Origin of the sequence: Serratia oryzae, from assembly GCF_001976145.1 — a bacterium.
Taxonomy (GTDB): Bacteria; Pseudomonadota; Gammaproteobacteria; order Enterobacterales; family Enterobacteriaceae; genus Chania; species Chania oryzae.
This window is the reverse complement of the sequence record NZ_MOXD01000001.1, coordinates 419,614-445,970: the sequence shown is the minus strand read 5'-3', so window position 1 is coordinate 445,970 and position 26,357 is coordinate 419,614. Positions and strand designations below refer to the sequence as shown.

General features: G+C 53.5%; 24 protein-coding genes and 2 tRNA genes. 13 read left to right on the top strand and 13 right to left on the bottom strand.

Annotated elements, in window-relative coordinates; genetic code table 11:
- Positions 1-320 precede the first annotated feature (320 nt).
- Positions 321-1,421 carry an AI-2E family transporter YdiK gene (gene ydiK, locus BMI79_RS02105; RefSeq protein WP_076940175.1) on the bottom strand — a complete coding sequence of 367 codons (1,101 nt, stop codon included), beginning with the start codon at positions 1,419-1,421 and terminating at the stop codon, positions 321-323.
- A gap of 245 nt (positions 1,422-1,666) precedes the next feature.
- Between ydiK and ydiJ the strand changes: the two genes are divergently transcribed.
- From ydiJ to BMI79_RS02060, 9 genes are all read left to right on the top strand, one after another.
- Positions 1,667-4,723, top strand: coding sequence for a D-2-hydroxyglutarate dehydrogenase YdiJ (gene ydiJ / locus BMI79_RS02100; protein ID WP_076940174.1), 3,057 nt, complete (start codon positions 1,667-1,669; stop codon positions 4,721-4,723).
- Complete coding sequence (gene menI, locus BMI79_RS02095; RefSeq protein WP_076940173.1) at positions 4,720-5,136, top strand: 1,4-dihydroxy-2-naphthoyl-CoA hydrolase; 417 nt, start codon at positions 4,720-4,722, stop codon at positions 5,134-5,136. The genes ydiJ and menI overlap by 4 nt, the downstream gene beginning before the upstream one ends.
- A 209-nt stretch (positions 5,137-5,345) precedes the next feature.
- Positions 5,346-5,717 (top strand): Fe-S cluster assembly scaffold SufA, encoded by a 372-nt coding sequence (gene sufA / locus BMI79_RS02090; protein WP_076940172.1) that lies wholly within the window; start codon positions 5,346-5,348, stop codon positions 5,715-5,717.
- 14 nt (positions 5,718-5,731) lie between these two features.
- Positions 5,732-7,228, top strand: coding sequence for a Fe-S cluster assembly protein SufB (sufB, locus tag BMI79_RS02085; RefSeq protein WP_076940171.1), 1,497 nt, complete (start codon positions 5,732-5,734; stop codon positions 7,226-7,228).
- 21 nt (positions 7,229-7,249) lie between these two features.
- On the top strand, positions 7,250-7,996 hold the full coding sequence (gene sufC / locus BMI79_RS02080) for a Fe-S cluster assembly ATPase SufC (RefSeq protein WP_076940170.1): 747 nt from the start codon (positions 7,250-7,252) through the stop codon (positions 7,994-7,996).
- Positions 7,971-9,245, top strand: a complete 1,275-nt coding sequence (gene sufD / locus BMI79_RS02075; RefSeq protein WP_076940169.1) for a Fe-S cluster assembly protein SufD — start codon at positions 7,971-7,973, stop codon at positions 9,243-9,245. The genes sufC and sufD overlap by 26 nt, the downstream gene beginning before the upstream one ends.
- Positions 9,242-10,462 (top strand): cysteine desulfurase SufS, encoded by a 1,221-nt coding sequence (gene sufS / locus BMI79_RS02070; protein ID WP_076940168.1) that lies wholly within the window; start codon positions 9,242-9,244, stop codon positions 10,460-10,462. The genes sufD and sufS overlap by 4 nt, the downstream gene beginning before the upstream one ends.
- Before the next feature lie 25 nt (positions 10,463-10,487).
- Positions 10,488-10,904, top strand: a complete 417-nt coding sequence (gene sufE / locus BMI79_RS02065) for a cysteine desulfuration protein SufE (RefSeq protein ID WP_076940167.1) — start codon at positions 10,488-10,490, stop codon at positions 10,902-10,904.
- A gap of 324 nt (positions 10,905-11,228) precedes the next feature.
- Entirely contained in the window at positions 11,229-12,242 is a 1,014-nt protein-coding gene (locus BMI79_RS02060) for a L,D-transpeptidase family protein (RefSeq protein ID WP_076940166.1), read from the top strand.
- Between the two features lie 153 nt (positions 12,243-12,395).
- Here BMI79_RS02060 and BMI79_RS02055 read toward each other — a convergent pair whose 3' ends face one another.
- From BMI79_RS02055 to BMI79_RS02030, 6 genes are all read right to left on the bottom strand, one after another.
- On the bottom strand, positions 12,396-12,632 hold the full coding sequence (locus BMI79_RS02055) for a major outer membrane lipoprotein (RefSeq protein WP_005165631.1): 237 nt from the start codon (positions 12,630-12,632) through the stop codon (positions 12,396-12,398).
- A gap of 309 nt (positions 12,633-12,941) precedes the next feature.
- Complete coding sequence (gene pykF, locus BMI79_RS02050; RefSeq protein ID WP_076940165.1) at positions 12,942-14,354, bottom strand: pyruvate kinase PykF; 1,413 nt, start codon at positions 14,352-14,354, stop codon at positions 12,942-12,944.
- 442 nt (positions 14,355-14,796) lie between these two features.
- Positions 14,797-15,102, bottom strand: a complete 306-nt coding sequence (locus BMI79_RS02045; protein ID WP_076940164.1) for a cupin domain-containing protein — start codon at positions 15,100-15,102, stop codon at positions 14,797-14,799.
- Between the two features lie 110 nt (positions 15,103-15,212).
- Positions 15,213-15,289, bottom strand: a tRNA-Val gene (locus BMI79_RS02040).
- Positions 15,290-15,309: 20 nt separating this feature from the next.
- A tRNA-Val gene (locus BMI79_RS02035) sits at positions 15,310-15,386 on the bottom strand.
- 192 nt (positions 15,387-15,578) lie between these two features.
- A complete protein-coding gene (locus tag BMI79_RS02030) occupies positions 15,579-16,955 on the bottom strand; it encodes an MATE family efflux transporter (RefSeq protein WP_076940163.1) in 1,377 nt (458 codons plus the stop codon).
- A gap of 237 nt (positions 16,956-17,192) precedes the next feature.
- Here BMI79_RS02030 and BMI79_RS02025 point away from each other — a divergent pair, with 237 nt between their 5' ends.
- On the top strand, positions 17,193-17,843 hold the full coding sequence (locus BMI79_RS02025; RefSeq protein ID WP_076940162.1) for a riboflavin synthase subunit alpha: 651 nt from the start codon (positions 17,193-17,195) through the stop codon (positions 17,841-17,843).
- Between the two features lie 67 nt (positions 17,844-17,910).
- Here the strand turns inward: BMI79_RS02025 and cfa are convergent, their stop codons facing one another.
- Positions 17,911-19,062, bottom strand: coding sequence for a cyclopropane fatty acyl phospholipid synthase (cfa, locus tag BMI79_RS02020; RefSeq protein ID WP_076940161.1), 1,152 nt, complete (start codon positions 19,060-19,062; stop codon positions 17,911-17,913).
- Positions 19,063-19,403: 341 nt separating this feature from the next.
- Positions 19,404-20,621, bottom strand: a complete 1,218-nt coding sequence (gene punC, locus BMI79_RS02015) for a purine nucleoside transporter PunC (protein WP_076940160.1) — start codon at positions 20,619-20,621, stop codon at positions 19,404-19,406.
- A 113-nt stretch (positions 20,622-20,734) separates the two neighbouring features.
- Between punC and punR the strand changes: the two genes are divergently transcribed.
- Positions 20,735-21,679: a DNA-binding transcriptional activator PunR gene (gene punR, locus BMI79_RS02010; protein ID WP_076940159.1), complete on the top strand. Its 945-nt coding sequence runs from the start codon at positions 20,735-20,737 to the stop codon at positions 21,677-21,679.
- Here punR and purR read toward each other — a convergent pair.
- The gene (gene purR / locus BMI79_RS02005; RefSeq protein WP_076940158.1) at positions 21,676-22,701 is read right to left on the bottom strand and encodes an HTH-type transcriptional repressor PurR; all 1,026 of its coding nucleotides are present in this window, start codon (positions 22,699-22,701) and stop codon (positions 21,676-21,678) included. The genes punR and purR overlap by 4 nt on opposite strands.
- 342 nt (positions 22,702-23,043) lie before the next feature.
- On the opposite strand from purR, the gene cydH reads away from it, so the two are divergent.
- The gene (gene cydH / locus BMI79_RS24525; protein WP_095996079.1) at positions 23,044-23,133 is read left to right on the top strand and encodes a cytochrome bd-I oxidase subunit CydH; all 90 of its coding nucleotides are present in this window, start codon (positions 23,044-23,046) and stop codon (positions 23,131-23,133) included.
- 64 nt (positions 23,134-23,197) lie between these two features.
- Here the strand turns inward: cydH and sodB are convergent, their stop codons facing one another.
- Positions 23,198-23,776, bottom strand: coding sequence for a superoxide dismutase [Fe] (gene sodB / locus BMI79_RS02000; RefSeq protein ID WP_076940157.1), 579 nt, complete (start codon positions 23,774-23,776; stop codon positions 23,198-23,200).
- Positions 23,777-24,028: 252 nt separating this feature from the next.
- On the bottom strand, positions 24,029-24,835 hold the full coding sequence (locus tag BMI79_RS01995) for a C40 family peptidase (RefSeq protein ID WP_076940386.1): 807 nt from the start codon (positions 24,833-24,835) through the stop codon (positions 24,029-24,031).
- Positions 24,836-25,226: 391 nt separating this feature from the next.
- On the opposite strand from BMI79_RS01995, the gene BMI79_RS01990 reads away from it, so the two are divergent.
- Entirely contained in the window at positions 25,227-25,577 is a 351-nt protein-coding gene (locus BMI79_RS01990; protein WP_197091718.1) for a Grx4 family monothiol glutaredoxin, read from the top strand.
- A 69-nt stretch (positions 25,578-25,646) separates the two neighbouring features.
- Here BMI79_RS01990 and rnt read toward each other — a convergent pair whose 3' ends face one another.
- Positions 25,647-26,327: a ribonuclease T gene (rnt, locus tag BMI79_RS01985; protein WP_076940155.1), complete on the bottom strand. Its 681-nt coding sequence runs from the start codon at positions 26,325-26,327 to the stop codon at positions 25,647-25,649.
- Positions 26,328-26,357 lie beyond the last annotated feature (30 nt).

Sequence of the window (26,357 nt, the reverse complement as noted above, 5' to 3'; positions counted from 1 at the left end):
CGGCACGTGAAAAGGATAAAAAAAGGCCCATCGAAGGTGACGGGCAAAGACTACACACAGCAATTTATATACATGGGATGATCGATTTGATACGTGATGGAGAAGCTAAGGTTTTGTACCAAATAGAGTAATAAGACTAAGCACTTAGGCTGTAGGCGTCATTAAGATTCATCCTAATAAAACCCGGGGAATAAAAACGGCTGGCAATATCCCCGAGTGCAACTTTTTTGTGCCGAGGCATAAAGAGTCATGTGTGGCAGGGGGAGTAAACAGCAATAATGGGATTGATGGCCTGCCTGTGGTCGGGCAGGCCGGGGAGATTACAGTTGTTCTAAATCTTTGACCACTTCTTTTATATCGCGATTGGGTTGCGGTGCTTCATTAACCCAGGCACTGACTAAACGGTAAGAAACCGCCAGCACCACCGGGCCGATAAACAGCCCAATCATACCAAATGCCAGCAGGCCGCCGATGACACCGGATAAGATCAAAATCAATGGCAGATCGGCCCCCATGCGGATCAGCGCCGGGCGCAGGAAGTTGTCCAAGGTGCCCACCACGCAGCTCCAGATCAGTAATACGGTGCCCCAGGTGGTTTCTCCGGTCCAGTACAGCCAGATAATCGCTGGGATCAGGATCAGCAATGGCCCCAACTGCGCCACGCAGAACACAAACATCAGCACGGTCAGCAGCGTAGCGGCAGGAATGCCAGCAACGGCCAGACCAATCCCCCCCAGCACCGATTGCACCAGAGCCGTTACTACCACGCCTAACGCTACGGCACGAATCGCTTGCCCGGCCAGCAGCACGGCAGCATCGCCACGTTCGGCCCCTAGGCGCACCGCAAAATGCCGGATAGCCAGCCCGACTTGTTCTCCGCGTGCGTACAGTAAGGCGCTAAACAGCACCATCAGCATACAGTGCACCAGAAAGCGGCCAATATGCGCAGCCTGCGTGACAAACCAGGTTGCCGTCTGGCCGAAGTAAGGCTGCACTTTGGCGATCAGCGCAGTTCCGCCGGTGCTCACCAGCAGGTGGTAGCTGTTATACACCCGGTCGCCGATCAGCGGGATGGCGCGTAACCACTCCAGATCGGGAATGCTGACCTTACCCGGTGAATTCACCCAGGAGACGATGGGGGCGCTGTTATCGACAACGCTGCTGACCAGCAGCGAAATAGGCAGCACAAACAGCAGGATCAGCAGAATGGTCATGATCAGGACGGCCAGCGAGCGGCGGCCCCACAGCAGGCGCTGTACTTTAATCAATACCGGCCAGGTTGCTATCACCACCATGCCAGCCCAGGCAAAGCCAAGAATAAACGGTTGAACCACCCAAAAACTGGCGACGATCATAATGGCAATAAACAACACGCCAAAAATAATCGTGGGTAAGTCATAGTGGCGTTGCGGTTGTGTCATGAATGCGTTTTCATCCTATTCAGTGAAATCTTCTATCCCTTGTTATCATGGAGCATTTCGGGCAACTTTCACAGCCAAGCGCACGTTTTGCCGCTGGCGCTTCTGTTGCCGTGAGTTTGTGATAATGTGAGTGCCTCCACGAAACGAAGTATGCTAGTTTTTACCGACGATAAAAGATAGGGGTGGGTCTGCATCTAGGCCCGGTTAAGTAGTTAAAAATTAGACAAACAGGGTCAAAAAAGCGAATGATCCCACAGATTTCTCAGGCACCTGGTCTCGTTCAACGGGTGCTCGATTTTTTGGAAGCGTTAAAACAGAACGGATTCAGCGGCGATACTGCCACCAGTTATGCCGATCGCCTGACCATGGCGACAGACAACAGCATTTATCAACTCCTGCCCGATGCGGTGGTGTTCCCCCGTTCAACCAGCGATGTGGCGTTGCTGGCCCGTTTGGCGGCAGAAGAGCGCTTCAAGGCGCTGGCTTTTACCCCACGCGGTGGCGGCACTGGCACTAACGGCCAAGCGCTGAATAGCGGCATTGTGGTTGACATGTCGCGCTATATGAACCGCATTTTGGATATCAATGTTGAACAGGGCTGGGTACGGGTTGAAGCCGGGGTGATTAAAGACCAACTTAACCAGTATCTGCGGCCGTTCGGCTATTTCTTCTCTCCTGAGCTTTCCACCAGCAACCGCGCCACGCTTGGCGGGATGATCAATACCGACGCCTCCGGCCAGGGTTCACTGGTGTATGGCAAAACCTCGGATCACGTGCTCGGGCTGCGGGCGGTGTTGCTGGGGGGAGAGATGATTGATACTCGCGCCATGCCGACGCCGCTGGCGGAAACGATTGCCCAGGAAGATACGCCGGAAGGGCGTATTTATGCCACGGTGCTCAACCGTTGCCGAGAACAGCGCGCGCTGATCCTGGAAAAATTCCCTAAGCTTAACCGCTTTCTCACCGGTTACGATTTGCGCCATGTGCTGAGCGACGATCTGCAAACCTTCGATCTGACGCGCATCCTTACCGGGGCCGAAGGCACGCTGGCGTTTATCACCGAAGCGCGGCTGGATATTACGCCGCTGCCGAAAGTGCGCCGCCTGGTTAACATCAAATATGACTCTTTCGACTCTGCACTGCGCAATGCGCCGGTGATGGTGGAGGCCAAAGCGCTGTCGGTAGAAACCATCGATTCCAAGGTGCTCAATCTGGCGCGTGAGGATATCGTCTGGCATTCAGTCAGCGAGTTGATCACCAACGTGCCGGATAAAGAGATGCTCGGGCTGAACATCGTTGAGTTTGCCGGTGACGATCAAGCGCTGATCGACGGCCAGATGGCGGCGCTGTGTGAACGCCTGGACGATTTGATCGCCAGGCAACAATCTGGGGTGATTGGCTACCAGATTTGTAGCGACCTCACTGGTATCGAGCGTATCTACAATATGCGCAAAAAGGCTGTTGGGCTGCTGGGTAACGCCAAAGGGCAGGCCAAGCCGATTCCGTTTGCCGAAGATACCTGCGTGCCGCCGCAGCATCTGGCCGATTACATTACCGAATTCCGCCAGTTGCTCGACAGCCACAACCTGAGCTACGGCATGTTTGGCCACGTCGATGCAGGGGTGCTGCATGTGCGCCCGGCGTTGGATATGTGCGATCCGCAGCAAGAAGTGCTGATGAAGGAAATCTCCGATCGGGTGGTGGCCCTCACCGCCAAATACGGCGGGTTGCTGTGGGGCGAGCACGGTAAAGGCTTCCGTGCGGAGTACAGCCCGGCCTTCTTTGGTGACGTGCTGTATGAGGAGTTGCGCCGCATCAAGACCGCGTTTGATCCGCTGAACCGTCTCAACCCGGGCAAAATCTGCCCGCCAATCGGTGTGGATGAGCCGATGATGAAGGTGGATGCCGCCAAACGCGGCACGTTGGATCGCCGCATTCCGCTTGATGTTCGCACTTCGTTCCGTGGTGCGCTGGAGTGTAACGGCAACGGCCTGTGCTTCAACTTTGATACGCGCAGCCCGATGTGCCCGTCGATGAAGATTACCGGTAACCGCATTCACTCGCCAAAAGGCCGTGCGGCATTGGTGCGAGAGTGGCTGCGTTTGTTGGCCGAGCAGGGCGTCGATCCGGTAGCGCTGGAGCAGCAACTGCCACAGCAGCGCCTGAGTTTCCGCAGTGTGATCGAGAAAACCCGCAATAGCTGGCGTGCGGGTAAAGGTGAGTATGATTTCTCGCATGAAGTGAAAGAGGCCATGTCCGGCTGCCTGGCCTGTAAAGCCTGTTCGACCCAGTGCCCGATCAAGATCGACGTACCAGGCTTCCGTTCCCGTTTCCTGCAGCTTTATCACACCCGTTACCTGCGCCCGGCGCGCGATTACATGGTCGCCGGTGTCGAAAGCTACACGCCACTGATGGCCAAAGCGCCGAAGGTGTTCAACTTTTTCTTTAAACAGCCGTGGGTGCGCAACCTGAGCCGCAGCACGATCGGCATGGTGGATTTGCCGCTGCTTTCCAGCCCGACCTTGCGTCAGCAGCTTTCCGGCCACCGTGCTTTTACCATGACGCTGGAACAGCTTGAGGCCTTGAGCGAGGCACAGCGTGAACAGCATGTGCTGATCGTCCAGGATCCCTTTACCAGCTACTACGACGCGCAGGTGGTGGCAGACTTTGTGCGGCTGGTGGAAAAGCTGGGCTACCAACCGGTATTGCTGCCATTCTCGCCCAACGGTAAAGCACAGCATATCAAAGGGTTCCTGGCTCGCTTTGCCAAGACGGCGCGTAAAACGGCCGACTTCCTCAACCGTGTAGCGAAGCTCGGTATGCCGATGGTGGGGGTCGATCCGGCCTTGGTATTATGCTATCGCGATGAATACCAAGAAATACTCGGCGCTGCCCGCGGCAGTTTCCAGGTGCAGTTGGTGCACGAGTGGTTGCAGCAGTTGTTGGCCGATCGCCCGGAACAAGCGGCAACGGGGGAGGTCTGGTATCTGTTTGGCCACTGTACCGAAACCACGGCGCTGCCAGCCAGCACCCAGCAGTGGGCTGCGATATTTGGCCGTTTTGGTGCAAAACTGGAGAACGTCAGCGTCGGCTGTTGCGGCATGGCGGGAACCTACGGCCATGAGGCCAAGAATCTGCAGAATTCCTTGGGGATTTATGAACTCTCTTGGCACCAGGCGCTGCAACGTTTGCCACGGCAACGTTGCTTGGCGACCGGTTATTCCTGCCGCAGCCAGGTGAAACGCATCGAAGGCAATGGCGTGCGGCATCCGTTACAGGCTCTTCTGGAGATAATGGCGTGAAATTGTGGAAACGTGAAGCAACGCTGGAACAGCTCAACCGCACCGGTGAAGGGTGCATGGTCGGGCATGTGGGGATCCTGTTTACCCGCCTTGAGGATGATTACCTGGAGGCGGTGATGCCGGTTGATCATCGCACTACGCAACCGTTCGGCCTGCTGCACGGTGGGGCTTCGGTGGTGCTGGCGGAGTCGATGGGATCCATGGCCGGTTACCTCTGTACCGAAGGGGAGCAAAAGGTGGTTGGGTTGGAAATCAACGCCAACCATATTCGGGCGGTGTTTGCCGGGCAGGTGCGCGGTGTTTGCCGTGCATTGCACGCGGGCCGCCGTAATCAGGTCTGGCAGATCGAAATTTTCGACGAGCGCGATCGTCTGTGCTGCACCTCTCGCCTTACTACGGCAGTTATTGATTAATCCTTGTGCCCGCAGAGCCGACCTGCGGGCCATTCAGCCCACGCTTTTCTTCCTCCTGCTGCCCATTTGCTCACCGGCGGCTCAAAAAATTCAGTAACGACTAAACTTAAAACAGAAAAGCGCATTTTTGCGACAGATAAAATGCATAAATAGGTATTTTATATCTATGTTCAATTGGCTGTGGTGAAACACAACGGTGAGGCAAATTTATGCAAACGGAAAATGTCGGTACTTTCTCTTTGGCAGACCAGGTCTGGCAGGGGATTTCGCTCAGTGACAGCGCAGTGAAGCAGATTAGCAAATTAATGCAGCAGGACGCACAGGTGTTGGGGTTGCGGCTTGGAGTGAAACAGTCAGGTTGTGCCGGTTTTGCCTATGTGCTGGATCTGACCCGTGAGCCCGCCGCGGACGATCTGCGTTTTGAACGTGATGGCGCGGTGCTGTATGTGCCACTGAAAGCCATGCCGTTTATTGATGGAACCACGGTGGATTTTGTCCGTGATGGGCTGAATCAGATCTTCAAATTCAATAACCCTAAAGCTCAGAACGCCTGCGGGTGTGGTGAGAGCTTTGGCGTTTGAGCGATGCAACCAACATGACGCGAAGCAAGGTAGACGTTACTTATGATGTACAGGCTTGGGTCAGCGACGGGCGTTACAAGGAAGGTTTTTTCACCCAGTTGGCCACCGATGAGTTAGCCAAGGGCATCAATGAAGAGGTGGTGCGCGCTATTTCTGCCAAGCGCAATGAGCCCGAGTGGATGCTGGCGTTCCGTCTGGAGGCTTACCGTGCCTGGCTGCAAATGGACGAGCCGCATTGGCTGAAAGCCCACTATGACGCTCTGAACTATCAGGATTACAGCTATTACTCGGCCCCTTCCTGCGGCCATTGTGATGATACCTGCGATTCTCAGCCGGGGGCAGAACAGCAACCCGGTGCGGTGGTGGAAAACAGTTATCTGACCAGCGAAGTGGAACTGGCGTTCAATCAGCTGGGCGTGCCGGTGCGTGAAGGCAGCGAGGTGGCGGTGGACGCCATCTTTGACTCGGTTTCCGTGGCCACGACCTATCGAGCCAAGCTGGCGGAAAGCGGCGTGATTTTCTGCTCGCTCGGTGAGGCGATTCAACAGCATCCAGATCTGGTGCGCAAATACCTTGGCCGCGTGGTGCCGCATAATGACAACTTTTTTGCCGCGCTTAACGCTGCGGTGGCTTCCGACGGCACCTTTGTCTATGTGCCGAAAGGCGTTCGCTGCCCGATGGAGCTCTCCACGTATTTTCGCATCAACGCGGCCAAGACCGGCCAGTTCGAACGCACTATCCTGATCGCCGATGAAGGCAGTTACGTCAGCTACATTGAGGGGTGCTCAGCGCCGGTGCGCGACAGCTATCAGCTGCACGCGGCGGTGGTGGAGGTGATCCTGCATAAAGACGCCGAGGTGAAATACTCCACGGTGCAGAACTGGTTTGCCGGTGGCGAAAGCCAGGGCGGCATTCTGAACTTTGTCACCAAGCGCGCATTGTGTGAAGGGGCGGGTTCCAAAATGTCGTGGACGCAGTCGGAAACCGGCTCGGCGATCACCTGGAAATACCCCAGCGTGATCCTGCAAGGTGACAACTCCATCGGTGAATTTTTCTCAGTGGCCTTGACCAACGGCCGTCAGCAGGCGGATACCGGCACCAAGATGATCCATATCGGCAAAAATACCAAGTCCACCATTATTGCCAAAGGGATCTCCGCCGGGCACAGCCAGAATACCTATCGCGGGCTGGTGAAGATCCTGCCTGGGGCAGAAAACGCGCGCAATTTTACCCAGTGCGACTCCATGCTGATCGGGCCGGATAGTGGCGCGCATACCTTCCCGTATGTGGAAGTGCGCAATAACAGCGCCCAGTTGGAGCATGAAGCGACCACCTCGAAGATTGGTGACGACCAGCTATTTTATTGTCTGCAACGAGGCATCAGTGAAGATGATGCTATCTCGATGATCGTCAATGGATTCTGCAAGGATGTGTTCTCCGAACTGCCGTTGGAGTTTGCCGTTGAGGCACAAAAACTGCTGGCGATCAGCCTGGAACATAGCGTCGGCTAAGCACGCCAATGAGGATACAGCATGTTAAGCATCAAAAATTTGCACGTTAGCGCAGAAGGCAATGAGATCCTCAAGGGCCTGAACCTGGAAATTAAGCCGGGTGAAGTTCATGCCATCATGGGCCCGAACGGCTCGGGCAAAAGTACGCTGGCCGCCACGCTGGCCGGGCGTGAAGAGTATCAGGTGAGCGCCGGTAACGTGGCCTTCAAAGGTAAAGATCTGCTGGTGCTGGCGCCTGAAGATCGTGCCGGAGAAGGGATTTTTCTGGCGTTTCAGTATCCGGTTGAGATCCCCGGCGTCAGTAATCATTTCTTCCTGCAAACCTCGGTTAATGCGGTGCGCAAATACCGTGGGCAAGAGGCGCTCGATCGCTTCGACTTTGCCGACTTTATTGAACAGAAAATCGCCTTGCTGAGTATGCCCGCCGATCTGCTGACCCGCTCGGTAAACGTCGGCTTTTCCGGCGGCGAGAAGAAACGTAACGATATCCTGCAAATGGCGGCGCTGGAGCCGGATTTGTGCATCCTTGATGAAACCGATTCCGGGCTGGATATTGATGCGTTAAAGATTGTCGCCAACGGCGTTAACTCGCTGCGCGACGGCCAGCGCGCTTTTATCATCGTCACTCACTACCAGCGTATTCTGGATTATATCCAGCCGGACTATGTGCATGTTCTTTCTCAAGGGCGCATCGTTAAATCGGGTGATTTCTCGTTGGTGAAACAGCTGGAGGAGCAGGGCTATGGCTGGCTTTCCGAGCAACAATGATTCCCCGGTGCTGCAGCAGATGCGCCACCTGTTCGTTGCCCGTGGTGGCGAGTTCTCTCCTCACGCGCAGGCCCATTGGCAGCAGGCTCTGTGCCTTGGCTGGCCAACTCGCAAGCAGGAAAACTGGAAATATACCCCGCTGGACGCTTTGCTGGATCAACAGTTTGTGGAACCTCTGGGGAAAACCTTCAGTGCTGCCCAGCGCGATGCCCTGGCGCTGAAGATTGACGCCTATCGCCTGGTATTTATCGATGGGCGTTTCTGCCCGCAGTTGAGCGACAAGGATTTGGGGGATTACCAGTTGGAGAAGGCACCCCACACGCTGCCGGAGCCGATTCAGCCGGAGATTTTTCTGCATCTGACCGAAAGCCTGGCGCAGGAAACCCGCGTGATCCGCCTGCCGGCCGGGAAAGTGCCCGGCAAACCGCTCTATTTGCTGCATATCAGCGCTGGGCGTGATGATGAAGGAGAAGTGAATACCCTGTATCACCGGCACCACCTGGATATCGCATCGGGTGCGCAGGCGGAAGTGATCGAGCACTATGTCAGCCTCGGTCCAGCGGCTCATTTTACCGGCACACGCCTGACCGCGACGATTGGCGACAACGCGGTGTTACAGCATTGCAAACTGGCGTTTGAAAACCAGGCCAGTTTTCACTTTGCGCATAACGATCTGCAGGTTGGCCGAGATGCGCGGGTAAAAAGTGACAGCTTCCTGCTTGGCGCGGGGCTGACTCGTCATAACACCAGCGCGCAGTTGAATGGTGAAGGGGCTAATCTGGTGTTCAACAGCTTGGTGCTGCCGGTGGGGAAAGAGGTGTGTGATACCCGAACCTATCTGGAACACAACCGCGGCTATGGCGAAAGCCGCCAGTTGCATAAAACGGTGGTGAGCGATCGCGCCAAGGCGGTGTTCAACGGCATGATCAAAGTGGCCCCACACGCGATAAAAACCGATGGTCAGATGACCAACCATAACCTGTTGTTAGGGAAAGTGGCAGAGGTGGACACCAAACCGCAGTTGGAGATCTATGCGGATGACGTCAAGTGTAGCCATGGTGCTACCGTGGGGCGCATTGATGGCGAACAACTGTTCTACCTGCAATCGCGCGGGATTGATCAACAGGCGGCACAGAGGATGATCATTTTTGCCTTCGCCGCTGAACTGACTGAAGGGATTGTCAACCCGATCGTGCGTGCCCAGGTGTTGGCACGCATTGCTGAACGCCTGCCAAAGGAGGGCGCATGAGTTACCCCCTGGAGCGGGTGCGCAGCGATTTCCCTTTGCTGGCACGCGAAGTGAACGGGCAACCGCTGGCCTATCTGGACAGCGCCGCCAGCGCGCAGAAACCGCAGACGGTGATTGACCGCGAACTGGATTTTTATCGCCACGGCTACGCCGCCGTGCACCGTGGCATACATACCTTGAGTGCGGAAGCGACGCAGCAGATGGAAGCGGTGCGCGCGCAGGTAGCTAGCTTTATCAATGCGGCATCGGCAGAAGAGATCGTGTTTGTGAAAGGCACCACCGAAGGCATCAACCTGGTGGCTAACAGCTTTGGCCGCCATTTACTGGCGGCGGGCGACAGTATCATCATCACCGAAATGGAGCATCACGCCAACATTGTGCCTTGGCAGATGCTGGCACAGGAGCGCGGTATTGAGCTGCGCGTCTGGCCACTGCAGCCGGATGGCACCTTGGATCAGGCGCAGTTACCGCACCTGATCGACGCTTCTACCCGCCTGCTGGCGATCGCTCAAATTTCTAATGTGCTGGGCACCGTCAATCCGCTGAGTGACATCATTCCTGTGGCTAAAGCCGCTGGGTTGAAGGTATTGGTGGACGGTGCGCAGGCGGTGATGCACCAGCGGGTTGACGTCCGGGCGCTGGATTGTGATTTCTATGCGTTCTCCGGCCATAAGCTCTACGGGCCTTCTGGCATCGGCATTTTATACGGCAAGCAAGCGTTGCTAGAACAGATGCCGCCGTGGGAAGGCGGTGGCGCGATGATCCAGCAGGTCAGTCTGACGGCAGGCACCACCTTTGCCGCACCACCGTGGCGTTTTGAAGCCGGGTCGCCCAACAGCGCGGGCATCATGGGACTGGGGGCAGCGATTGAATATGTGAACGATCTGGGGCTGGAGGCGATCCACGATTATGAACAATCGCTGATGCACTACGCGCTGGAGGCGCTGCAGCAGGTGCCAGCGCTAAAGATTTATGGCCCAGCGGCGCGGGCGGGCGTTATTGCTTTTAATTTGGGTGAACATCATGCCTATGACGTGGGCAGTTTTCTCGATCAGTACGGCATTGCCATTCGTACCGGGCACCACTGTGCGATGCCGCTGATGGCCTTCTATGGCGTGCCGAGCATGTGTCGTGCCTCTTTGGCGCTATACAACACGCAGGAAGAGGTGGATCGGTTGGTTGCCGGGTTGCAACGGATCCAGCGGTTACTTGGCTAACGCCTTTCATCACAGAGGGAGCCGTATGGCAAACTTACCGAACAAAGATAAACTGGTGCGTAATTTTTCCCGTTGCCTGAATTGGGAAGAGAAGTACCTGTACGTGATCGAATTGGGCAATCAATTGCCGCCGTTGGCAGAAACCGACCGGCGGGCGGGTAATCTGATCGCTGGCTGCCAGAGCCAGGTATGGATTGTGCTGCGCGATGCGGGCGAAGGGCGGGTTGAGTTTCATGGCGACAGCGATGCTGCGATCGTCAAGGGGTTGCTGGCGGTGGTCTTTATTTTGTATCACCGGCTTACGGCGCAACAGATTATCGATCTGGACGTGCGGCCATTCTTCGCTGAACTGGCGCTTAGCCAGCATTTGACGCCTTCCCGGTCTCAGGGGCTTGAGGCGATGATCCGCGCTATTCGCAGCCGCGCCGCGCAGTTAGCCTAATATCCAGGTTCATTGAGCAGATATTAATGTCAATGAGCCTTTACAATCCTGATAAATCCTCCGTTTACCTCGGCTAAATCAGTGGTATTTCAGCAAGTTAGTCATTGACGTTTCGTTGACAATCTGACGTATGGATTGTGTTATAACGTGTTGATTTTTAGACAACTTATTGCCTTTACCCCCGTTCTTGCTAGTATTGTTCGAGCATTTATCCGATTTACCCACCGGCAAGCGCCAGATACTCTTGTGATTGAACTGTATACCTAAAGTTTTTGCTGCCCTGTGGGCGCAGATTCGAAGGTGTAATTAAGAATAGGGATGAGAATGAAACGTACGTTGACTCTACTAGGCATGTTTTTCGCCACCGCGCTGACAGGCATCCAGGCTGCCAGCGCGAACGAATATCCATTGCCGCCAGCAGGTAGCCGCCTGATTGGTGAAAATATTATTTATCAGGTGCCGAACGATGGGCGCTCGCTTGAGATGATTGCCGCTGAATACAAGATAGGCCTGCTGGGGATGCTCGAAGCTAACCCGGGTACCGATCCCTATCTGCCAACGCCGGGGTCAACGCTGACGATCCCAACCCAAATGCTGCTGCCGGATACGCCACGCGAAGGGATAGTGGTTAACCTGGCAGAGCTGCGTTTGTACTACTATCCGAAAGGGGAAGACAAGGTTATCGTCTATCCGATCGGCATTGGCCAGACAGGAATGAACACCCCGCTGCAGGTGACGTCGGTCAGCCAGAAGATCCCGAACCCAACCTGGACGCCAACGGCCAACATCCGTAAACGCTATGCGGCTAAAGGCGAAATACTTCCGGCGGTGATCCCGGCTGGGCCAGAGAACCCGATGGGGCTGTTTGCCTTGCGCCTGTCGATGGGGCATGGCCAATACCTGATCCACGGTACTAATGCCAACTTTGGCATCGGCATGCGCGTCAGTTCCGGCTGTATCCGCTTGCGTCCAGACGACATCGAAGCCTTGTTCAATATGATCCCCCAAGGCACGCGGGTGCAGATCATCAACGAGCCGGTGAAGGTTTCCGTCGAACCTGACGGTAAGCGCTATGTGGAAGTGCACCAGCCGTTGTCGAAGGTCGCTAGTGACGATCCGCAGACTATGCCAATCCCGCTTTCTAAAAACCAGAAAGCCTTTGCCAACGATCAGCAGACTGACAAAGCGGTGTTCGACAGCGCCGTTGTACGGCGTTCTGGCATGCCGGTGCTGGTGAGTGTAGGTCAGGACCCTTCTGAGGTTCCTGCGACGCCTGAGGCACCTCAGAGCGCAAATAGCGACACTCCAGCAGGGGCGCCGATCAGCTCAGTAAATTAAATCGGGTTTAGGGTAGGGAATGGAGAGGTCTAGCATGCTGGGCCTCTTTTTTTGTCTGTAGAAAAGGTGGTAGCGATCAAAAGAGCAGACACTGAATCGCAGGTAAAAAAAAACGGCGCACAAAGTGCACCGTTTTTAATTACCAAAGCTAACTTACTTTTTGTAAGCGTGAGCTTGGTTGTCCAGACGCTGGTTAGCGCGCGCTGCGTCATCTTTAGCTGCTTGAACGTCAGAACGGATTGCGTTCACGTCGTTGCTCAGCTGATCAACTTTAGCGTTCAGAGTCTGAACGTCAGAAGACAGTTGATCGATTTTAGCATTGCTAGAGCAACCAGCCAGCATAGTAGAAGCCAGGATTACCGCGCCCAGTACCAGTTTAGTACGATTCATTATAACACCCTCTAGATTGAGTTAATCTCCATGTAGCGTTACAAGTATTACACAAACTTTTTTCGAAAGAGAATATTTTTTTTGTATTAAGGCCCCTTATTTTGATCGTTCGCTCAAACTTGCATCTGGTTTTACAAAATAGTTAAAAAAACGAGGGAAAACAGCCCTATTTTACGAGGCTACTCTTAATTGAAATTAGCTAAATAATGAGCAGTTAGGGGTTGCGTTTTTTAGAAAACAGTCAGCGAAGGATAAAAAAACGCCGCAAGGCGGCGTTTTAGTCATGGCATTTTTTGCGTCATTTATTAATTACAGCACGTGAACTGAGGCCGTATTGGTGGTTCCGCTCGGCACCAAGGCACCGGAAACCATCACTACCACGTCACCTTTTTGCGCTAGCCCGCTGGCCAGTGCTGCTTCTTTACCGATGCGATAGAAATCATCGGTAGAGGCGATCTCTTTCACCATCTGGGTGACTACGCCTTTACTCAAGATCAACTGATGTGCGGTGGTTTCATTAGTGGTCAGCGCCAGAATGATGGCGTTAGGGAAATATTTACGCACTGATTTGGCCGACTTACCGCCGCTGGTCGCTACCACGATCAATGGTGCATCCAGTTTTTCGGCCGTTTCGACAGCACCGCGGCACACAGCTTCGGTGATGCGCAGCTTGCGATTGTCGTTCTGGGTATCAATGCGGCTTGGCATCACGCGATCGGTACGTTCGCAGATGGTGGCCATGATGGTCACGGCTTCCAGCGGGTATTTACCCTTGGCGCTTTCGCCGGATAACATCACCGCATCGGTGCCATCCAGAATGGCGTTAGCCACGTCACCGGCTTCAGCGCGGGTAGGGCGTGGATTTTTGATCATCGAATCCAGCATCTGGGTGGCGGTGATCACCACTTTACGTGCACGGTTACATTTTTCGATCATCATCTTCTGCGCGAAGATCACTTCTTCAACCGGGATCTCAACGCCCAAATCACCACGCGCCACCATGATGCCGTCAGACGCTTCGAGGATTTCGTCGAAGTTGTTCAGGCCTTCCTGGTTCTCAATTTTGGAGATGATCTGAATGTTTTCGCCGCCGTGTGCCTTCAGGTGCTCACGAATTTCCAGCACATCGGAACGCTTACGGATGAATGAAGCCGCAACGAAGTCCACACCCTGTTCGCAACCGAAGATCAGATCGTGTTTGTCTTTCTCCGCCAGAGCTGGCAGCTGGATGGAAACACCCGGCAGGTTAACGCCTTTGTTTTCGCCCAGATCGCCGTTGTTCAGCACTTTACAGATCACTTCTTTTTCAGTGACTGCGGTGACTTCCATGCCGATCAGACCATCATCCACCAGGACGGTGTTACCCACTTTCAGATCGGCAGTGAGCCCAGGGTAGGTGACTGCAACGCGTTCTTTGTTGCCGATGACGCTTTGGTCGGTGGTAAAGGTGAACGTTTGGCCAGCCACCAGAGCGGCGTCAGTACCGCCTTCCAATTTCATGGTACGGATTTCTGGGCCTTTGGTATCCAGCAGGATACCGGCGGTTTTGCCGGTTTTTGCCATCACTGCGCGCAGATTCTTGATGCGGTTGCCGTGCTCTTCGTAATCACCGTGGGAAAAGTTAAGGCGCATTACGTTCATACCTGCGTTCAGCAGGCGGGTCAGCATTTCTTCCGATTCGGTTTTAGGACCGATGGTACAAACAATTTTTGTCTTTTTCATGACGATTTTTCTACAAGTTGTGATGGATAATAAAACGAACGATACCGGCGGTTAAACCATCGGTAAGGGATTTGAAGCGTGCCTGGTAGTGCGAAACATAGTTAAGGATAGGTGACCACAGTAGAAATGAGGTGGAAAAATTCAGCCGCTGTCGTGACGCGGGTATGCTGCGCATATTGCTGGGGGGAAAAATTGTCGTTATTGCGTTTTCGCAGATCAAGGGCTGAAACCATTCAACTGAAAGACGTTGCGCATTATAAGGGCTCTGTGGCGGGAAACAAAACAAAAAACCGATGTGCGTGGCAGGTTTAGTTAAAACAGGGGCAAATGTGGCGCAAATGCAAATTCCCGGTAGCGGTTTGTTGCGCAAATAACCTGACTGTAAACAATTCCGGTGAGTGCCGCGGGAAAAGTGATGTTATTGATGAGTAGGTTGCGTCGTTTAAGCTGGCTGCGGAATTTCCAGCAGGTTGCCCGCCGCCAGGCAAAAACAACCAAAGAGGGTGGCAGCAGGGATCAGCAAGATTTCGCCAGCTAAAACGGTATGAATATTATTGCCGACGGTGAATTCAAACTCGCCGGAAAGGATCTGGATCCGCTGCGGGTATGGCCGCTTTTGCAATTGGCCAAAGGCACCTGCGGTGAATTTAACTTCCGTTGCTGGCGTTTGGTCACTCATACGCCCTTCACGGCGAGCAAGGCCATTGTCGAGGGGCTCGAATACGGTTTCTGCTTTAAATATCAACATAAGGGAGTGGCCATGAATACGCGTTGGCGCAGATGATACCTGATGCTCTATCGCTATGTCATTGCTTAGGGGAACAGGGTGGGTGGAAATAGAGCAAAACGAAAAAGGATTGGTGCGTCCGAATGGACTCGAACCATCGACCCCCACCATGTCAAGGTGGTGCTCTAACCAACTGAGCTACGGACGCACTGAATGGCTGCAGGAATTTGGTGCGTCCGAATGGACTCGAACCATCGACCCCCACCATGTCAAGGTGGTGCTCTAACCAACTGAGCTACGGACGCATCTTTTTCCTGTCTGTCATGGTTGACAGCGGGGACGAATATTAACGAGCTACCCGCGTGCTGGCAAGGGGAAAAACACAATTTTATTTGGTATTTCACGCGATTGCTGAGCTTATGCGCAGTGAGGCGGTTTTTTCTGCAAAGATTGATGATGAACTCGCCGGGCTGACAATAGCAGACCGGCGAGTGACCTTAACGCCTGGAACGTTGTAGGATCAATGCCGCAGGTTGGCGCTGCAGCCAACGCATGCGCAACGCCATCATAATGGCGGCAAAGGTCAGGCCGATGATAAAACCGATCCAGAAACCGCTTGGCCCCATCGCCGGAACAATAAGGTCCGTGAGCGCCAGCAGGTAACCGCTGGGCAGCCCCATGATCCAGTAGGCGACAAAGGTGATGTAGAAGATCGAGCGGGTATCTTTGTAGCCACGCAGGATACCGCTGCCGATCACCTGTACGGAGTCGGAGATCTGGTAAATAGCCGCCAGCAGCATCAGATGTGACGCCATGGCGACCACCGCCGGGCTGTCGTTATACAGCAGTGCGATGGGTTCGCGGAAAGCCACGGTGAACAGCGCGGTACAGCACGCCATGGCAATACCCACGCCAATCGCTGAGTAAGCGGCTACCCGTGCGTTTTCCACCGAGCCTTCACCCAAACGGTGCCCGACGCGGATGGTGGCACCAACGCCGAGTGACATCGGCAGAACAAACATCAGTGCGCTGAAGTTCAGGGCAATCTGGTGCCCGGCCACCGAAACGATGCCGAGTGGCGAGACCAGCAGTGCCACAACCGCAAACAGCGTCACTTCAAAGAACAGAGCCAGGGCGATCGGCATCCCCAGGCCGGTCAGGCGCTTCAACGCAAACCAGTCCGGGCCGCGTTGCTGGCCTGGCTGCAGCTTGATATCACGCTGTGACGGTGCACGTTTGGCATACCAGCGCATCAGCAGGAACATGATCCAGTACACGCTGCCGGTAGCGACTCCGCAGCCGACGCCGCCCAGTTCGGGCATGCCAAATTTGCCGTAAATGAAAATGTAGTTGATAGGAATATTGACCAGCAGGCCGATAAAACCGATCACCATACCGGGCTTGGTTTTTGACAGGCCTTCACATTGGTTACGCACTACCTGGAAGAACAGATAGCCGGGCGCTCCCCACATGATGGCATGCAGATAACCGACCGCTTTATCTGCCAACTGCGGGTCGATGTTATGCATCATATCGATCACCAATTTACTGTTGTAAATTGCAACGATAATCAACGCTGAAACCGCCGAAGCCAGCCAGAACCCCTGGCGCACCTGATGAGCGATTCGATCACGGCGGCCTGCGCCGTTCAGTTGAGCGATCACCGGCGTCAGGGCCAGCAGCAGGCCATGACCAAACAGAATGGCTGGCAGCCAGATGGAGGTACCTACGGCTACAGCGGCCATATCGGTGGCACTGTAGGCACCGGCCATAATGGTATCGACCACGCCCATGGCGGTTTGCGATATTTGCGCGATGATTACCGGGATCGCCAGGGCCAATAAACTACGCGCTTCAATGAAGTACTTCTGCACGCATACACCTTTTTATTATTTATCGATGGAGGGAGTTGCCGTCTGCGGGCAACAATTAAAAATAGCGGAATTTTGTCGAAAAGATTGTACCTGCTCGGGGCTCTTAAGCAAATATTGTGACGAAATAGTTATAAAATGTTCAAGTGCAGTTTTTTTGCCGCGGCGAGTTTGGTTTTCTGCGCCAACTGGGGCAAACTGCCTGTAGCGCTTTGAACACATTCAGAAGAAGAGGCCTACATGTTTACCGGTATCGTACAAGGCACCGCTCTGTTGGTTGCCGTTGATGAAAAACCCAATTTTCGCACCCATGTTGTTGAAATGCCCAGTGACCTGCTGCCGGGGCTGGAGCTGGGTGCATCGGTTGCCCATAACGGCTGTTGCCTGACGGTGACCGCCATTGAAGGCAACCGGGTCAGTTTTGATCTGATCAAAGAAACCCTGCGATTGACCAATCTTGGTGAATTGAAACCGGGGGATGTGGTCAATATCGAAAGAGCGGCCAAGTTTAATGATGAAATTGGCGGGCACCTGATGTCCGGCCATATTATTTGCACCGCTGAAGTTGCCAAGATCTATACCTCAGAAAATAACCGCCAGATCTGGCTGCGTATGCCAAGTGCGGATCTGATGAAATATGTGCTGCATAAAGGGTTCATTGGTATCGATGGTATTAGTCTCACCATTGGTGAAGTGATCAATAATCGCTTCTGTGTGCATCTGATCCCGGAAACGCTGGAACGCACCACGCTGGGCAAACGGCGTTTGGGGGATAAAGTGAATATCGAGATTGACCCGCAAACTCAGGCGGTGGTGGATACGGTTGAGCGCGTGCTGGCCAGCCGCGAAGCGGCAATTGCAGCGGCAGAGGCGTTGGTGCCAAAAGCCTGAGTGATTACCTTGGTAAACAGAACCCCGGTGTGCCGGGGTTCTTCGTCTGTGAGCCCGAGCGCTGTTATCAACGTGGAACACGCAACCCGCCTTCAACACCTTTCGGGCTGAATACTACCTGCCACAGTTGGATGTCACGTGCGCGAAATGCACCGGCGCAAGCGTTCAGATAATAGCTGAACATGCGTTCAAAACGTTCGGAATAGCGCAATGCCAACTGTGGCCACGCCTGTTGAAAACGTTCATACCAGGCCATCAGTGTGCGATCGTAATCTGCGCCGATATTATGCCAATCCTCCATGACAAAGCGCCCTTCACTGGCTTGGGCGATATGCTTGACCGAGGGCAGGCAGCCATTCGGAAAGATATATTTGTTGATCCACGGATCAACGTGCATATCTGTCTGATTCGAACCGATGGTGTGTAGCAGGAAGATCCCATCAGGTTTTAAGTTACGCTCAACCACTTTGAAATAGGTGCGGTAATTTTTCGGGCCAACGTGCTCGAACATCCCGACAGAAACAATGCGATCAAACTGCTGGTGAAGGTCCCGATAATCCTTCAGTAAGATTTCCACATCCAGACCGGCACAGCGATCTTGCGCCAGTTTTTGTTGTTCTGCGGAAATGGTCACGCCCACCACGGAAACGCCATAGTGTTTGGCGGCATAAGCAGAAAGCCCACCCCAGCCACAGCCGATATCCAACAGGCGCATGCCGGGTTGCAGGTGCAGTTTCTCGCAGATCATACGCAGTTTGGCCTGCTGCGCCTCTTCCAGCGTGGTGGCTTCTTTCCAGTAACCGCAGGAATATTGCATATAAGGGTCGAGCATCAACGTAAACAGATCGTTGCCCAGATCGTAATGTTCTTTGCCGACAATCCAGGCACGTTTTTTGGATTGCAGATTGCCCAGGCGGGCGGCCGCAATGCGCAGCGTATCTTTCAGGTGGCGGGGCAGTTTCTTCTCAAGACCGGCAGAGATAACGCGATGAAAAAAGATGTCCAGCCGTTCACATTCCCACCAGCCATCCATATAACTCTCGCCCAACCCCAGCGAACCTTGCTGCATAACGCGTTTAAAGAAATTGGGGTTCTTAACCCGAATATCGAAAGGACGTGAACCGTTGATCTCAATACCGGCCATGCTGAGCATTTCATGCGCGATACGGTACCATTGGTTATCCTGAATGCTCAGATCTTCTATACACGATGAACTCATAGCTTCTCCATCACTTTCTTCTGACTTATGGCCCGTAAGAAAATAGCGTAGACAATTTCTTATGAGGCATACGTTTACCTACGATGAAATTTCGCCGTGGTGTCGGATATCCGATTATGATCAGAGGAAATCTAAGAGGCCCTCAGCGTAATAAAAGCCTGAGAAAATGGCCTCTTAAATAAAGTGTGACGCTATTCGCGTACACAACGGTTATTGCGATGCAAGTTCTATAAAGATGTTATTTTAAAAGGTCGTTTCGAGTATAGGCTTGCCGAAGCGCACACTCAACAGTAAATCGCGCTCGGCCAAAATTTTCATTAAGTGACTATTTATCAAGAGCATTATGACATGGAGTCAGCATGTACCACTGGGGTTGTCTGCCCATCGATCTCTCCCTTCCTGCGCTGAATCATGTACCCCAAGGCGGCCAGAACAACGGTTGCGACCATTACGGTCACGGTCGCCAGCAGCGGCTGAGTGATAAATGCCGAAACCAACATGCTGGCGATAAAACAGAGCCCCAGTTGCAAGGTATTCTGCAATGCCGCGGCTTTACCGCTGTTATTCGGGAAGGGCATCAAGGCATTTGCCACCAGAATCGGGTAGCTGGCGCCGTTGACCAAGGCCATCAGGCAGAACGGGATAAGCAGGCTGGTTAATGTTGGTTGACTTAGCGTAGCGACCAGATACAACGCCACCATACTTATGCCATAAGCTATCAGCAGCCACGGCAGCAGCGTTTTGCCAGAAATGCGGTTTAAGGCAGTGCGGCAACCGTAGCCCCCCAATAAAAAGGCCAGCGTCTGCGGAACGTAGCTCAGGCCGATATCGTTCGGGCTGTATCCCATATTGCCGAGAATAAACGGTGAACCGGTCAACCAGGCAAAGAAGCTGGCAGAGCAGGCGGCAAAGATCATCACGTTACCGCTGAAAACCGGTGACTTCAGGATTTGCAGGAAGCTGAGGGTGGGTTTTTTATCGGCAGAAGGCACGATTCTGGCCGTTTCTTTCAGCAGCAGGGTGGGAACGATCAATAAAGCGGCAATACCCAGCAGCACGGCAAAAATGGCCCGCCAGCCCAGATGATTCAGCAGCCAGGCACCCACCAGTGGCGCCAACGCCGGAGAAAGGGCAACCAGCGGCATGATGGTGGCGAAAATGCGGTTCACTTTACCATCGCGATAGCGATCAACCACGATAGCCTGCCAGGTCACGGCAGCGGAACAAACGCCAATCGCCTGGATGAAGCGTAATGACCACAGCTGCAGGGCATTTTGCACCCACAACATCCCCAGGCAGCCGAGCGCAAACAGCCCCAGGCCAAGCAGCAGAACCGGTTTGCGGCCCAGATGGTCAGAGAGCGGCCCCCACACCAGTTGAGCAAAGGCGAAACCCGCCAGAAAGATACTCAGGCTGGCGCTGATGGCTCCGGCAGAGATTTGCAAATCCTGTTGCATGGCGCTGAAAGCGGGCAGATACATATCGGTTGCCAGATAACCCAGCATACTCAGGCCCGCGAGATAAAACATAAATCCAAAATTTTGCATGGTATTTCTCATTAACATTTTCTTATTGCAGGTTTTTAGCGGCGGCAAGTGTATCCGGCTGGATCTCTGCTTGTGAAACGGTAATATTTGCTAGGTGCTGTTAAAAAAATTGAAGGCAAAAGAAGATGTGGTCTGAATATTCTCTTGATGTGGTTGATGCGGTAGCGCGCACCGGCAGTTTCAGCGCGGCGGCACAGGAACTGCATCGCGTACCGTCAGCCGTGAGCTACACCGTACGGCAACTGGAACAATGGTTGGCCGTATCGCTGTTTGAACGCCGCCACCGTGATGTGGTACTGACGCCTGCCGGTGTGCTGTTTGTCAAAGAGGCGCGCACTGTTATCAAAAAAATGCTTGATACCCGCCGTCAATGCCAGCAGGTGGCCAATGGCTGGCGCGGGCAGTTAAGAATCGCGGTGGATATTATTGTCAAGCCGCAGCGCAGCCGCCAACTGGTGCTGGATTTTTATCGTCACTTTCCCGATGTGGAACTGATGGTGCAGCCGGAAGTGTTTAACGGCGTATGGGATGCGCTGGTGGATGGCCGAGCTGAGATGGCGATCGGTGCCACGCGTGCCGTGCCGGTGGGTGGGGGGTTTGCCTTTCGCGACATGGGTTTTATGAACTGGCTGTGCGTGGTGAGTGCCACACATCCCTTGGCCTCTCTGAACGGCCTGCTGCGCAACGAGCAATTGCGGCCTTATCCCTCTTTGTTGCTTGAGGATACTTCGCGCAACTTGCCGAAACGCGTGACCTGGTCTTTGGATAATCAGCGGCGGCTTACCGTGCCCGATTGGGTTTCTGCTGTCGACTGTTTGCGCAGTGGGCTGTGTGTTGGCATGGTGCCCGCGCACCGCGTGCTGCCGTTAGTGCAAAGCGGTGAACTGGTGGCTTTGCAACTGTATGAACCTTTCCCCGCCAGTGCCTGTTGCCTGACCTGGCAGCAGAATGCGCAGTCACCGGCGATGGCCTGGTTGCTGGAGTACTTAGGGGACAGTGAAACGCTCAACCAGGAGTGGCTGAGCGAAGAGGTACCGGGCAGCATCGAGGTGCCCGGCACAGGCGCTTAACGGCGGTAGTCGATGAATGGGCCGTCGGCCACGGAGCGGCGCTCGATCAGTTTGGGATGCACTTCAATCACTTGGGATTCTTCACGCTTGCTGATAATGCGATCCAGCAGCATGGTGAAAGCCATCTCCCCCAGGCGCTCTTTCGGCTGGTGGATGGTGGTCAGGGCCGGGGTGAAATAGCGCGCATTACGCACGTTGTCATAACCGATCACCGAAATATCCTGCGGGACGCGCAGCCCCAGCTCGTCAGCGGCACAGATAGCGCCCATCGCCATAATATCGCCACCGCAGAATACCGCCGTAGGGCGGTGCTTTTGTGACAGGATCTGGTGCATGGCCTTATAGCCTGAATCGGGTTCAAAATCCCCCTGGACGATCCACTCTTCACGCACGTCTACATTGGCTTCCTTCAGGGCTTTGAGGAAGCCCTGATGACGGCCACCGCCGGTGTTGCGTGACAGCTGGCCTGGAATTGCACCGATATCGCGGTGGCCGCGCTCCAGCAGATAGCGGCCAGCCAGATAGCCGCCTTCAAAGGCGTTATCAATAATAGTGTCTGTGAAATCCCCGCGTGCTGCACCCCAGTCCATCACCACCATCGGGATATGGCGATAATCCTCCAGCATGCCCAGTAACTGATCCGGATATTCGGAGCACATCACCAGCAGGCCATCGACGCGTTTTTGCGCCAGCATCGCCAGATAAGCGCGCTGTTTGTCGAGGTTATTGTGCGAATTACAGAGGATCAGGGTATAGCCTTTGCTATAGCAACTGTTTTCCACCGCCTCGATCACCTCAGCAAAATAGGGGGCTTCGCTTGAGGTGGCAAGCAAACCGATCGACTTGGTGTGATTAACCTTAAGGCTGCGCGCAACGGCACTGGGTGAATAGTGCAGTTCCTTGATCGCCGCCCTCACGGCTTCTTTGGTTTCTTCGGCGACGAAACGCGTTTTATTGATGACGTGCGAAACGGTGGTGGTGGAAACGCCAGCGCGCTTGGCGACATCTTTAATCGTTGCCATGTAAAGAATGACTCCTGAACCCACATGTTACAGCATGTAAGTATGATGTTAATCGTTTGCCTGCGTATACCTATCGTCTCACTGGATATAGACTCTCCAGGGAAGCGGAAGCTGAGTTTTTAGGGCTGAGATCGTAAGCCGCTTGAACAGGAGGGGCATTTTGCCGGTACGCAGTTGTGAACTGCGGATTTTGTCCCATATTGGCGCAAAGTGGAAGATCTATTCAGCATTATAACTTGGGAAATGATAACAAGATGTTAGTCACGAACTGTGTGAAAATGATTTGACGCATTAATCGTGTGGATTTTATGCTTAACACAGCCAATCTGATAGGGAGTCGTTATGGATACCGATTTGAAGATGTCGTTGATCACCACCGTTTGTACATTAGCAATGATTATTGTTTTCGGTTTTATCGCAGCATTGAACTGACTTCATAGCAAAGATAATAAAGGCGCAGCATGCTGCGCCTTGTTATCACATCACATCCTAGCGGTTACGCCAGATTCTTTGCCACAAATGCCCAGTTGACCAATGCCCAGAAGTTTTCCAGGTATTTTGGGCGCGCATTGCGGTAGTCGATGTAGTAGGCATGTTCCCACACGTCAACGGTCAGCAGCGGTTTGTCTTCACCAGTCAGCGGGGTAGCTGCATTTGAGGTATTGACGATCGCCAGCGTTCCATCCGCTTTTTTCACCAGCCAGGTCCAACCTGCACCGAAGTTTTTCACTGCGGCATCGGTGAATTGCTCTTTAAAAGCGGCAAAAGAACCGAAGGATTTAGCGATCGCATCAGCAACAGCACCCGTCGGTTCGTTGCCACCCTGTGGTGACAGGCAATGCCAATAAAAGGTGTGGTTCCACACCTGCGCTGCGTTGTTGAACACACCGCCGGTAGAGGTCTTGATGATCTCTTCCAGGGTTTTGCCTTCGAACTCGCTGCCTTTCACCAGGTTGTTCAGGTTAACCACGTAGGTGTTATGGTGCTTGCCATAGTGGTATTCCAGGGTTTCTGCAGAAATGTGTGGTTCGAGAGCGTTCTTCTCATACGGTAATGCAGGTAATTCAAACGACATTGCTTTCTCCTTTTTTATATACAGCACTATTGTTCCGATACCCTCCAACCCGGTGGCTGAAGGAGGCAAACAGAATGGTTGTGTGTTTTTTATGGACAATAATCTTAGCAACTTTCCTGGTGAAAAAAAGGTTTAAAGCATGTTAAGCAGCTGATTGATTAAAGCGTCGGCAGGAAAGGGCGGCTGGCTGAGGGTTCAGCCGCCCTTCGCCACCCCTCAAGCCGAAGCTTGACGTTGCTTGGGTGGAATAAATCAACGGATAGTTTTTGGTGTCACAACCCGGCGGGCACCAATGTAATGGTTTTGCCAGTAGTCGTTGTCCAACTGGCTGACGCGGATCTCTTCGCCGGTGCGTGGGGACTGGATAAATTTGCCGTTACCGAGATATACGCCAACGTGATCGGCAGTGCCACGATTGTTAATGCGGAAGAACACCAGATCGCCGGTCTCCAACTCGCTCTTTTTGATCGGCGCGGCATCACGCAGGTGATACATTTCATTGGCGGTACGCGGCATTTTGATTTTCACCACGTCTTTATAGGCGTAATAAATCAGGCCGCTGCAGTCAAACCCGGTATGTGGCGAAGAACCGCCCCATTGGTAAGGTTTGCCCATCTGGCTCATCAGTTTGGCCATGGCGGTCTGCTTGGCATGCTGATAGCGTTTCTTGTGCGCAGGGCTGAGTTTCAATGGCTTTTCATGCTTCGCCAGCTTTGCTGTGGCCATCTCTGGCTCGCGATGGCGGCCATAGCCTTTCTTGTAACCCTTTTTCGGTGGGGTCACTTTGATGCTGGCCGTGTGGGTAGATTTACTCTTTGATTTGACCTGAGCGGTTTTTTTATCGGCCTGTGTTTTTACTTTTGCTGTTTTCTGTGGTGCAACGGTTTTCGCTTTCTTGCTGGATTTATCCGCTTTCTTTTTCTTGCGATCGTCCGGCCTGGCTTCATTAACGTGGCCTTTACGCTGCTCGGCGGAAATATGTGCCTTTGGCGCAGCGTGCGCCAAATTGAAGAAGAGCTGTGAGAACAACAGCGCAAAAAGCGTAATAATTAAACGCATGTCAACGTTACCAACCTTGGCCTCAAAACAGAAATCTAATAGGTAACAGTATTCCCGAAATTCGCCATATAAAACAGTGGAGAACTCATAAATAGTCATCCATATTGTGAGAAAACGTTAATGGCATTTTTTCTGATGTAATATCAAGCGGTTGATGTATAAAAAAACATCGGAAATCAGGGCGTGATTTATTATTCATCCCCGTCAATGGCGAAAATATAATAGTGAAATAGTCGGATTAAAAATGTTATTCTGTGAGTATGTTTTAACCGGAATGGTGCGGTTTTCAGAGCTCGCCCGGTAACCTTAATGCCCCTGCAAAAGATGGCGTTTTCTTGATACTGTTCCAGCCGCTACAATAGCCGTAGCCAAGATGTGGCTTGAGGAAGCAATAATGACGACGATTGAAAAAATTCAGCAGCAGATTTCGACCAACCCGATCCTGCTGTACATGAAAGGCTCACCGAAATTGCCAAGCTGCGGTTTCTCTGCGCAGGCGGTTCAGGCGCTTTCAGCCTGTGGTGAGCGTTTCGCCTATGTTGATATTCTGCAAAACCCGGATATTCGTGCCGAATTGCCAAAATACGCCAATTGGCCAACCTTCCCGCAGCTTTGGGTGGACGGTGAGCTGGTGGGCGGTTGCGATATCATCATTGAGATGTATCAACGTGGTGAATTGCAGCCGTTGATCAAAGAGACGGCTGAGAAATACAAACAGCAGGAAGACCAGCAGCAGCCTTGAGGGCGAAAGGGTTGACGGATAGATTCGGGCGGCCCCTGTTGCAGGTGCCGCCCGAATTGTTTATAGCGCTTATTCAGCGTGATCGCTACCGATCGGCCAGCCGCCGAGGCGTTTCCACCGGTTAACCAGTTCACAGAATAGCAGGGCCGTTTGTTCGGTGTCGTACAGCGCGGAATGTGCCTGACTGCTGTCAAACGGCATCCCGGCGGCGATACAGGCCTTGGCCAACACGGTCTGGCCCAGCACCAGCCCGCTTAACGCGGCGGTGTCGAAGGTGGCAAACGGATGAAAGGGATTGCGTTTCAGGCTGGCGCGCTCAGCGGCTGCCATCAGGAAGCTGTGATCAAAGTTAGCATTATGTGCCACGATAATCGCGCGGTTACACCCCTGATCTTTGATGCCTTTGCGCACGGCCTTGAAAATGGCGTGCAGCGCATCATATTCGCTCACCGCACCGCGCAACGGGTTATGCGGATCGATACCGTTGAAAGCCAGCGCTGCCGGTTGCAGATTCGCCCCTTCAAAAGGTTCAACGTGGAAATGCAGGGTTTCATCCTGCTGTAACCAGCCGTTTTCATCCATTTTTAACGTGACGGCGGCAATTTCCAGCAGGGCATCGGTCTGGGCATTAAAACCGGCAGTTTCTACATCAATAACAACGGGATAAAACCCACGAAAACGGCCACTCAGGGCGTTAAGATCACTTTTTTCGGCCATCAGTTTCTTATCTTCATCGAATGCAGCGCGCATTATGACAAATTTATTGCCTTGATGCAGCGG

What these genes read in the sequence shown, in the direction of transcription:
- ydiK (WP_076940175.1), bottom strand. Translation starts at nt 1,421, where the DNA reads ATGACACAACCGCAACGCCACTATGACTTACCCACGATTATTTTTGGC.
- ydiJ (WP_076940174.1), top strand. Translation starts at nt 1,667, where the DNA reads ATGATCCCACAGATTTCTCAGGCACCTGGTCTCGTTCAACGGGTGCTC.
- sufA (WP_076940172.1), top strand. Translation starts at nt 5,346, where the DNA reads ATGCAAACGGAAAATGTCGGTACTTTCTCTTTGGCAGACCAGGTCTGG.
- sufB (WP_076940171.1), top strand. Translation starts at nt 5,732, where the DNA reads ATGACGCGAAGCAAGGTAGACGTTACTTATGATGTACAGGCTTGGGTC.
- sufC (WP_076940170.1), top strand. Translation starts at nt 7,250, where the DNA reads ATGTTAAGCATCAAAAATTTGCACGTTAGCGCAGAAGGCAATGAGATC.
- sufD (WP_076940169.1), top strand. Translation starts at nt 7,971, where the DNA reads ATGGCTGGCTTTCCGAGCAACAATGATTCCCCGGTGCTGCAGCAGATG.
- sufS (WP_076940168.1), top strand. Translation starts at nt 9,242, where the DNA reads ATGAGTTACCCCCTGGAGCGGGTGCGCAGCGATTTCCCTTTGCTGGCA.
- sufE (WP_076940167.1), top strand. Translation starts at nt 10,488, where the DNA reads ATGGCAAACTTACCGAACAAAGATAAACTGGTGCGTAATTTTTCCCGT.
- BMI79_RS02060 (WP_076940166.1), top strand. Translation starts at nt 11,229, where the DNA reads ATGAAACGTACGTTGACTCTACTAGGCATGTTTTTCGCCACCGCGCTG.
- BMI79_RS02055 (WP_005165631.1), bottom strand. Translation starts at nt 12,632, where the DNA reads ATGAATCGTACTAAACTGGTACTGGGCGCGGTAATCCTGGCTTCTACT.
- pykF (WP_076940165.1), bottom strand. Translation starts at nt 14,354, where the DNA reads ATGAAAAAGACAAAAATTGTTTGTACCATCGGTCCTAAAACCGAATCG.
- BMI79_RS02045 (WP_076940164.1), bottom strand. Translation starts at nt 15,102, where the DNA reads ATGTTGATATTTAAAGCAGAAACCGTATTCGAGCCCCTCGACAATGGC.
- BMI79_RS02025 (WP_076940162.1), top strand. Translation starts at nt 17,193, where the DNA reads ATGTTTACCGGTATCGTACAAGGCACCGCTCTGTTGGTTGCCGTTGAT.
- cfa (WP_076940161.1), bottom strand. Translation starts at nt 19,062, where the DNA reads ATGAGTTCATCGTGTATAGAAGATCTGAGCATTCAGGATAACCAATGG.
- punC (WP_076940160.1), bottom strand. Translation starts at nt 20,621, where the DNA reads ATGAGAAATACCATGCAAAATTTTGGATTTATGTTTTATCTCGCGGGC.
- punR (WP_076940159.1), top strand. Translation starts at nt 20,735, where the DNA reads ATGTGGTCTGAATATTCTCTTGATGTGGTTGATGCGGTAGCGCGCACC.
- purR (WP_076940158.1), bottom strand. Translation starts at nt 22,701, where the DNA reads ATGGCAACGATTAAAGATGTCGCCAAGCGCGCTGGCGTTTCCACCACC.
- cydH (WP_095996079.1), top strand. Translation starts at nt 23,044, where the DNA reads ATGGATACCGATTTGAAGATGTCGTTGATCACCACCGTTTGTACATTA.
- sodB (WP_076940157.1), bottom strand. Translation starts at nt 23,776, where the DNA reads ATGTCGTTTGAATTACCTGCATTACCGTATGAGAAGAACGCTCTCGAA.
- BMI79_RS01995 (WP_076940386.1), bottom strand. Translation starts at nt 24,835, where the DNA reads ATGCGTTTAATTATTACGCTTTTTGCGCTGTTGTTCTCACAGCTCTTC.
- rnt (WP_076940155.1), bottom strand. Translation starts at nt 26,327, where the DNA reads ATGCGCGCTGCATTCGATGAAGATAAGAAACTGATGGCCGAAAAAAGT.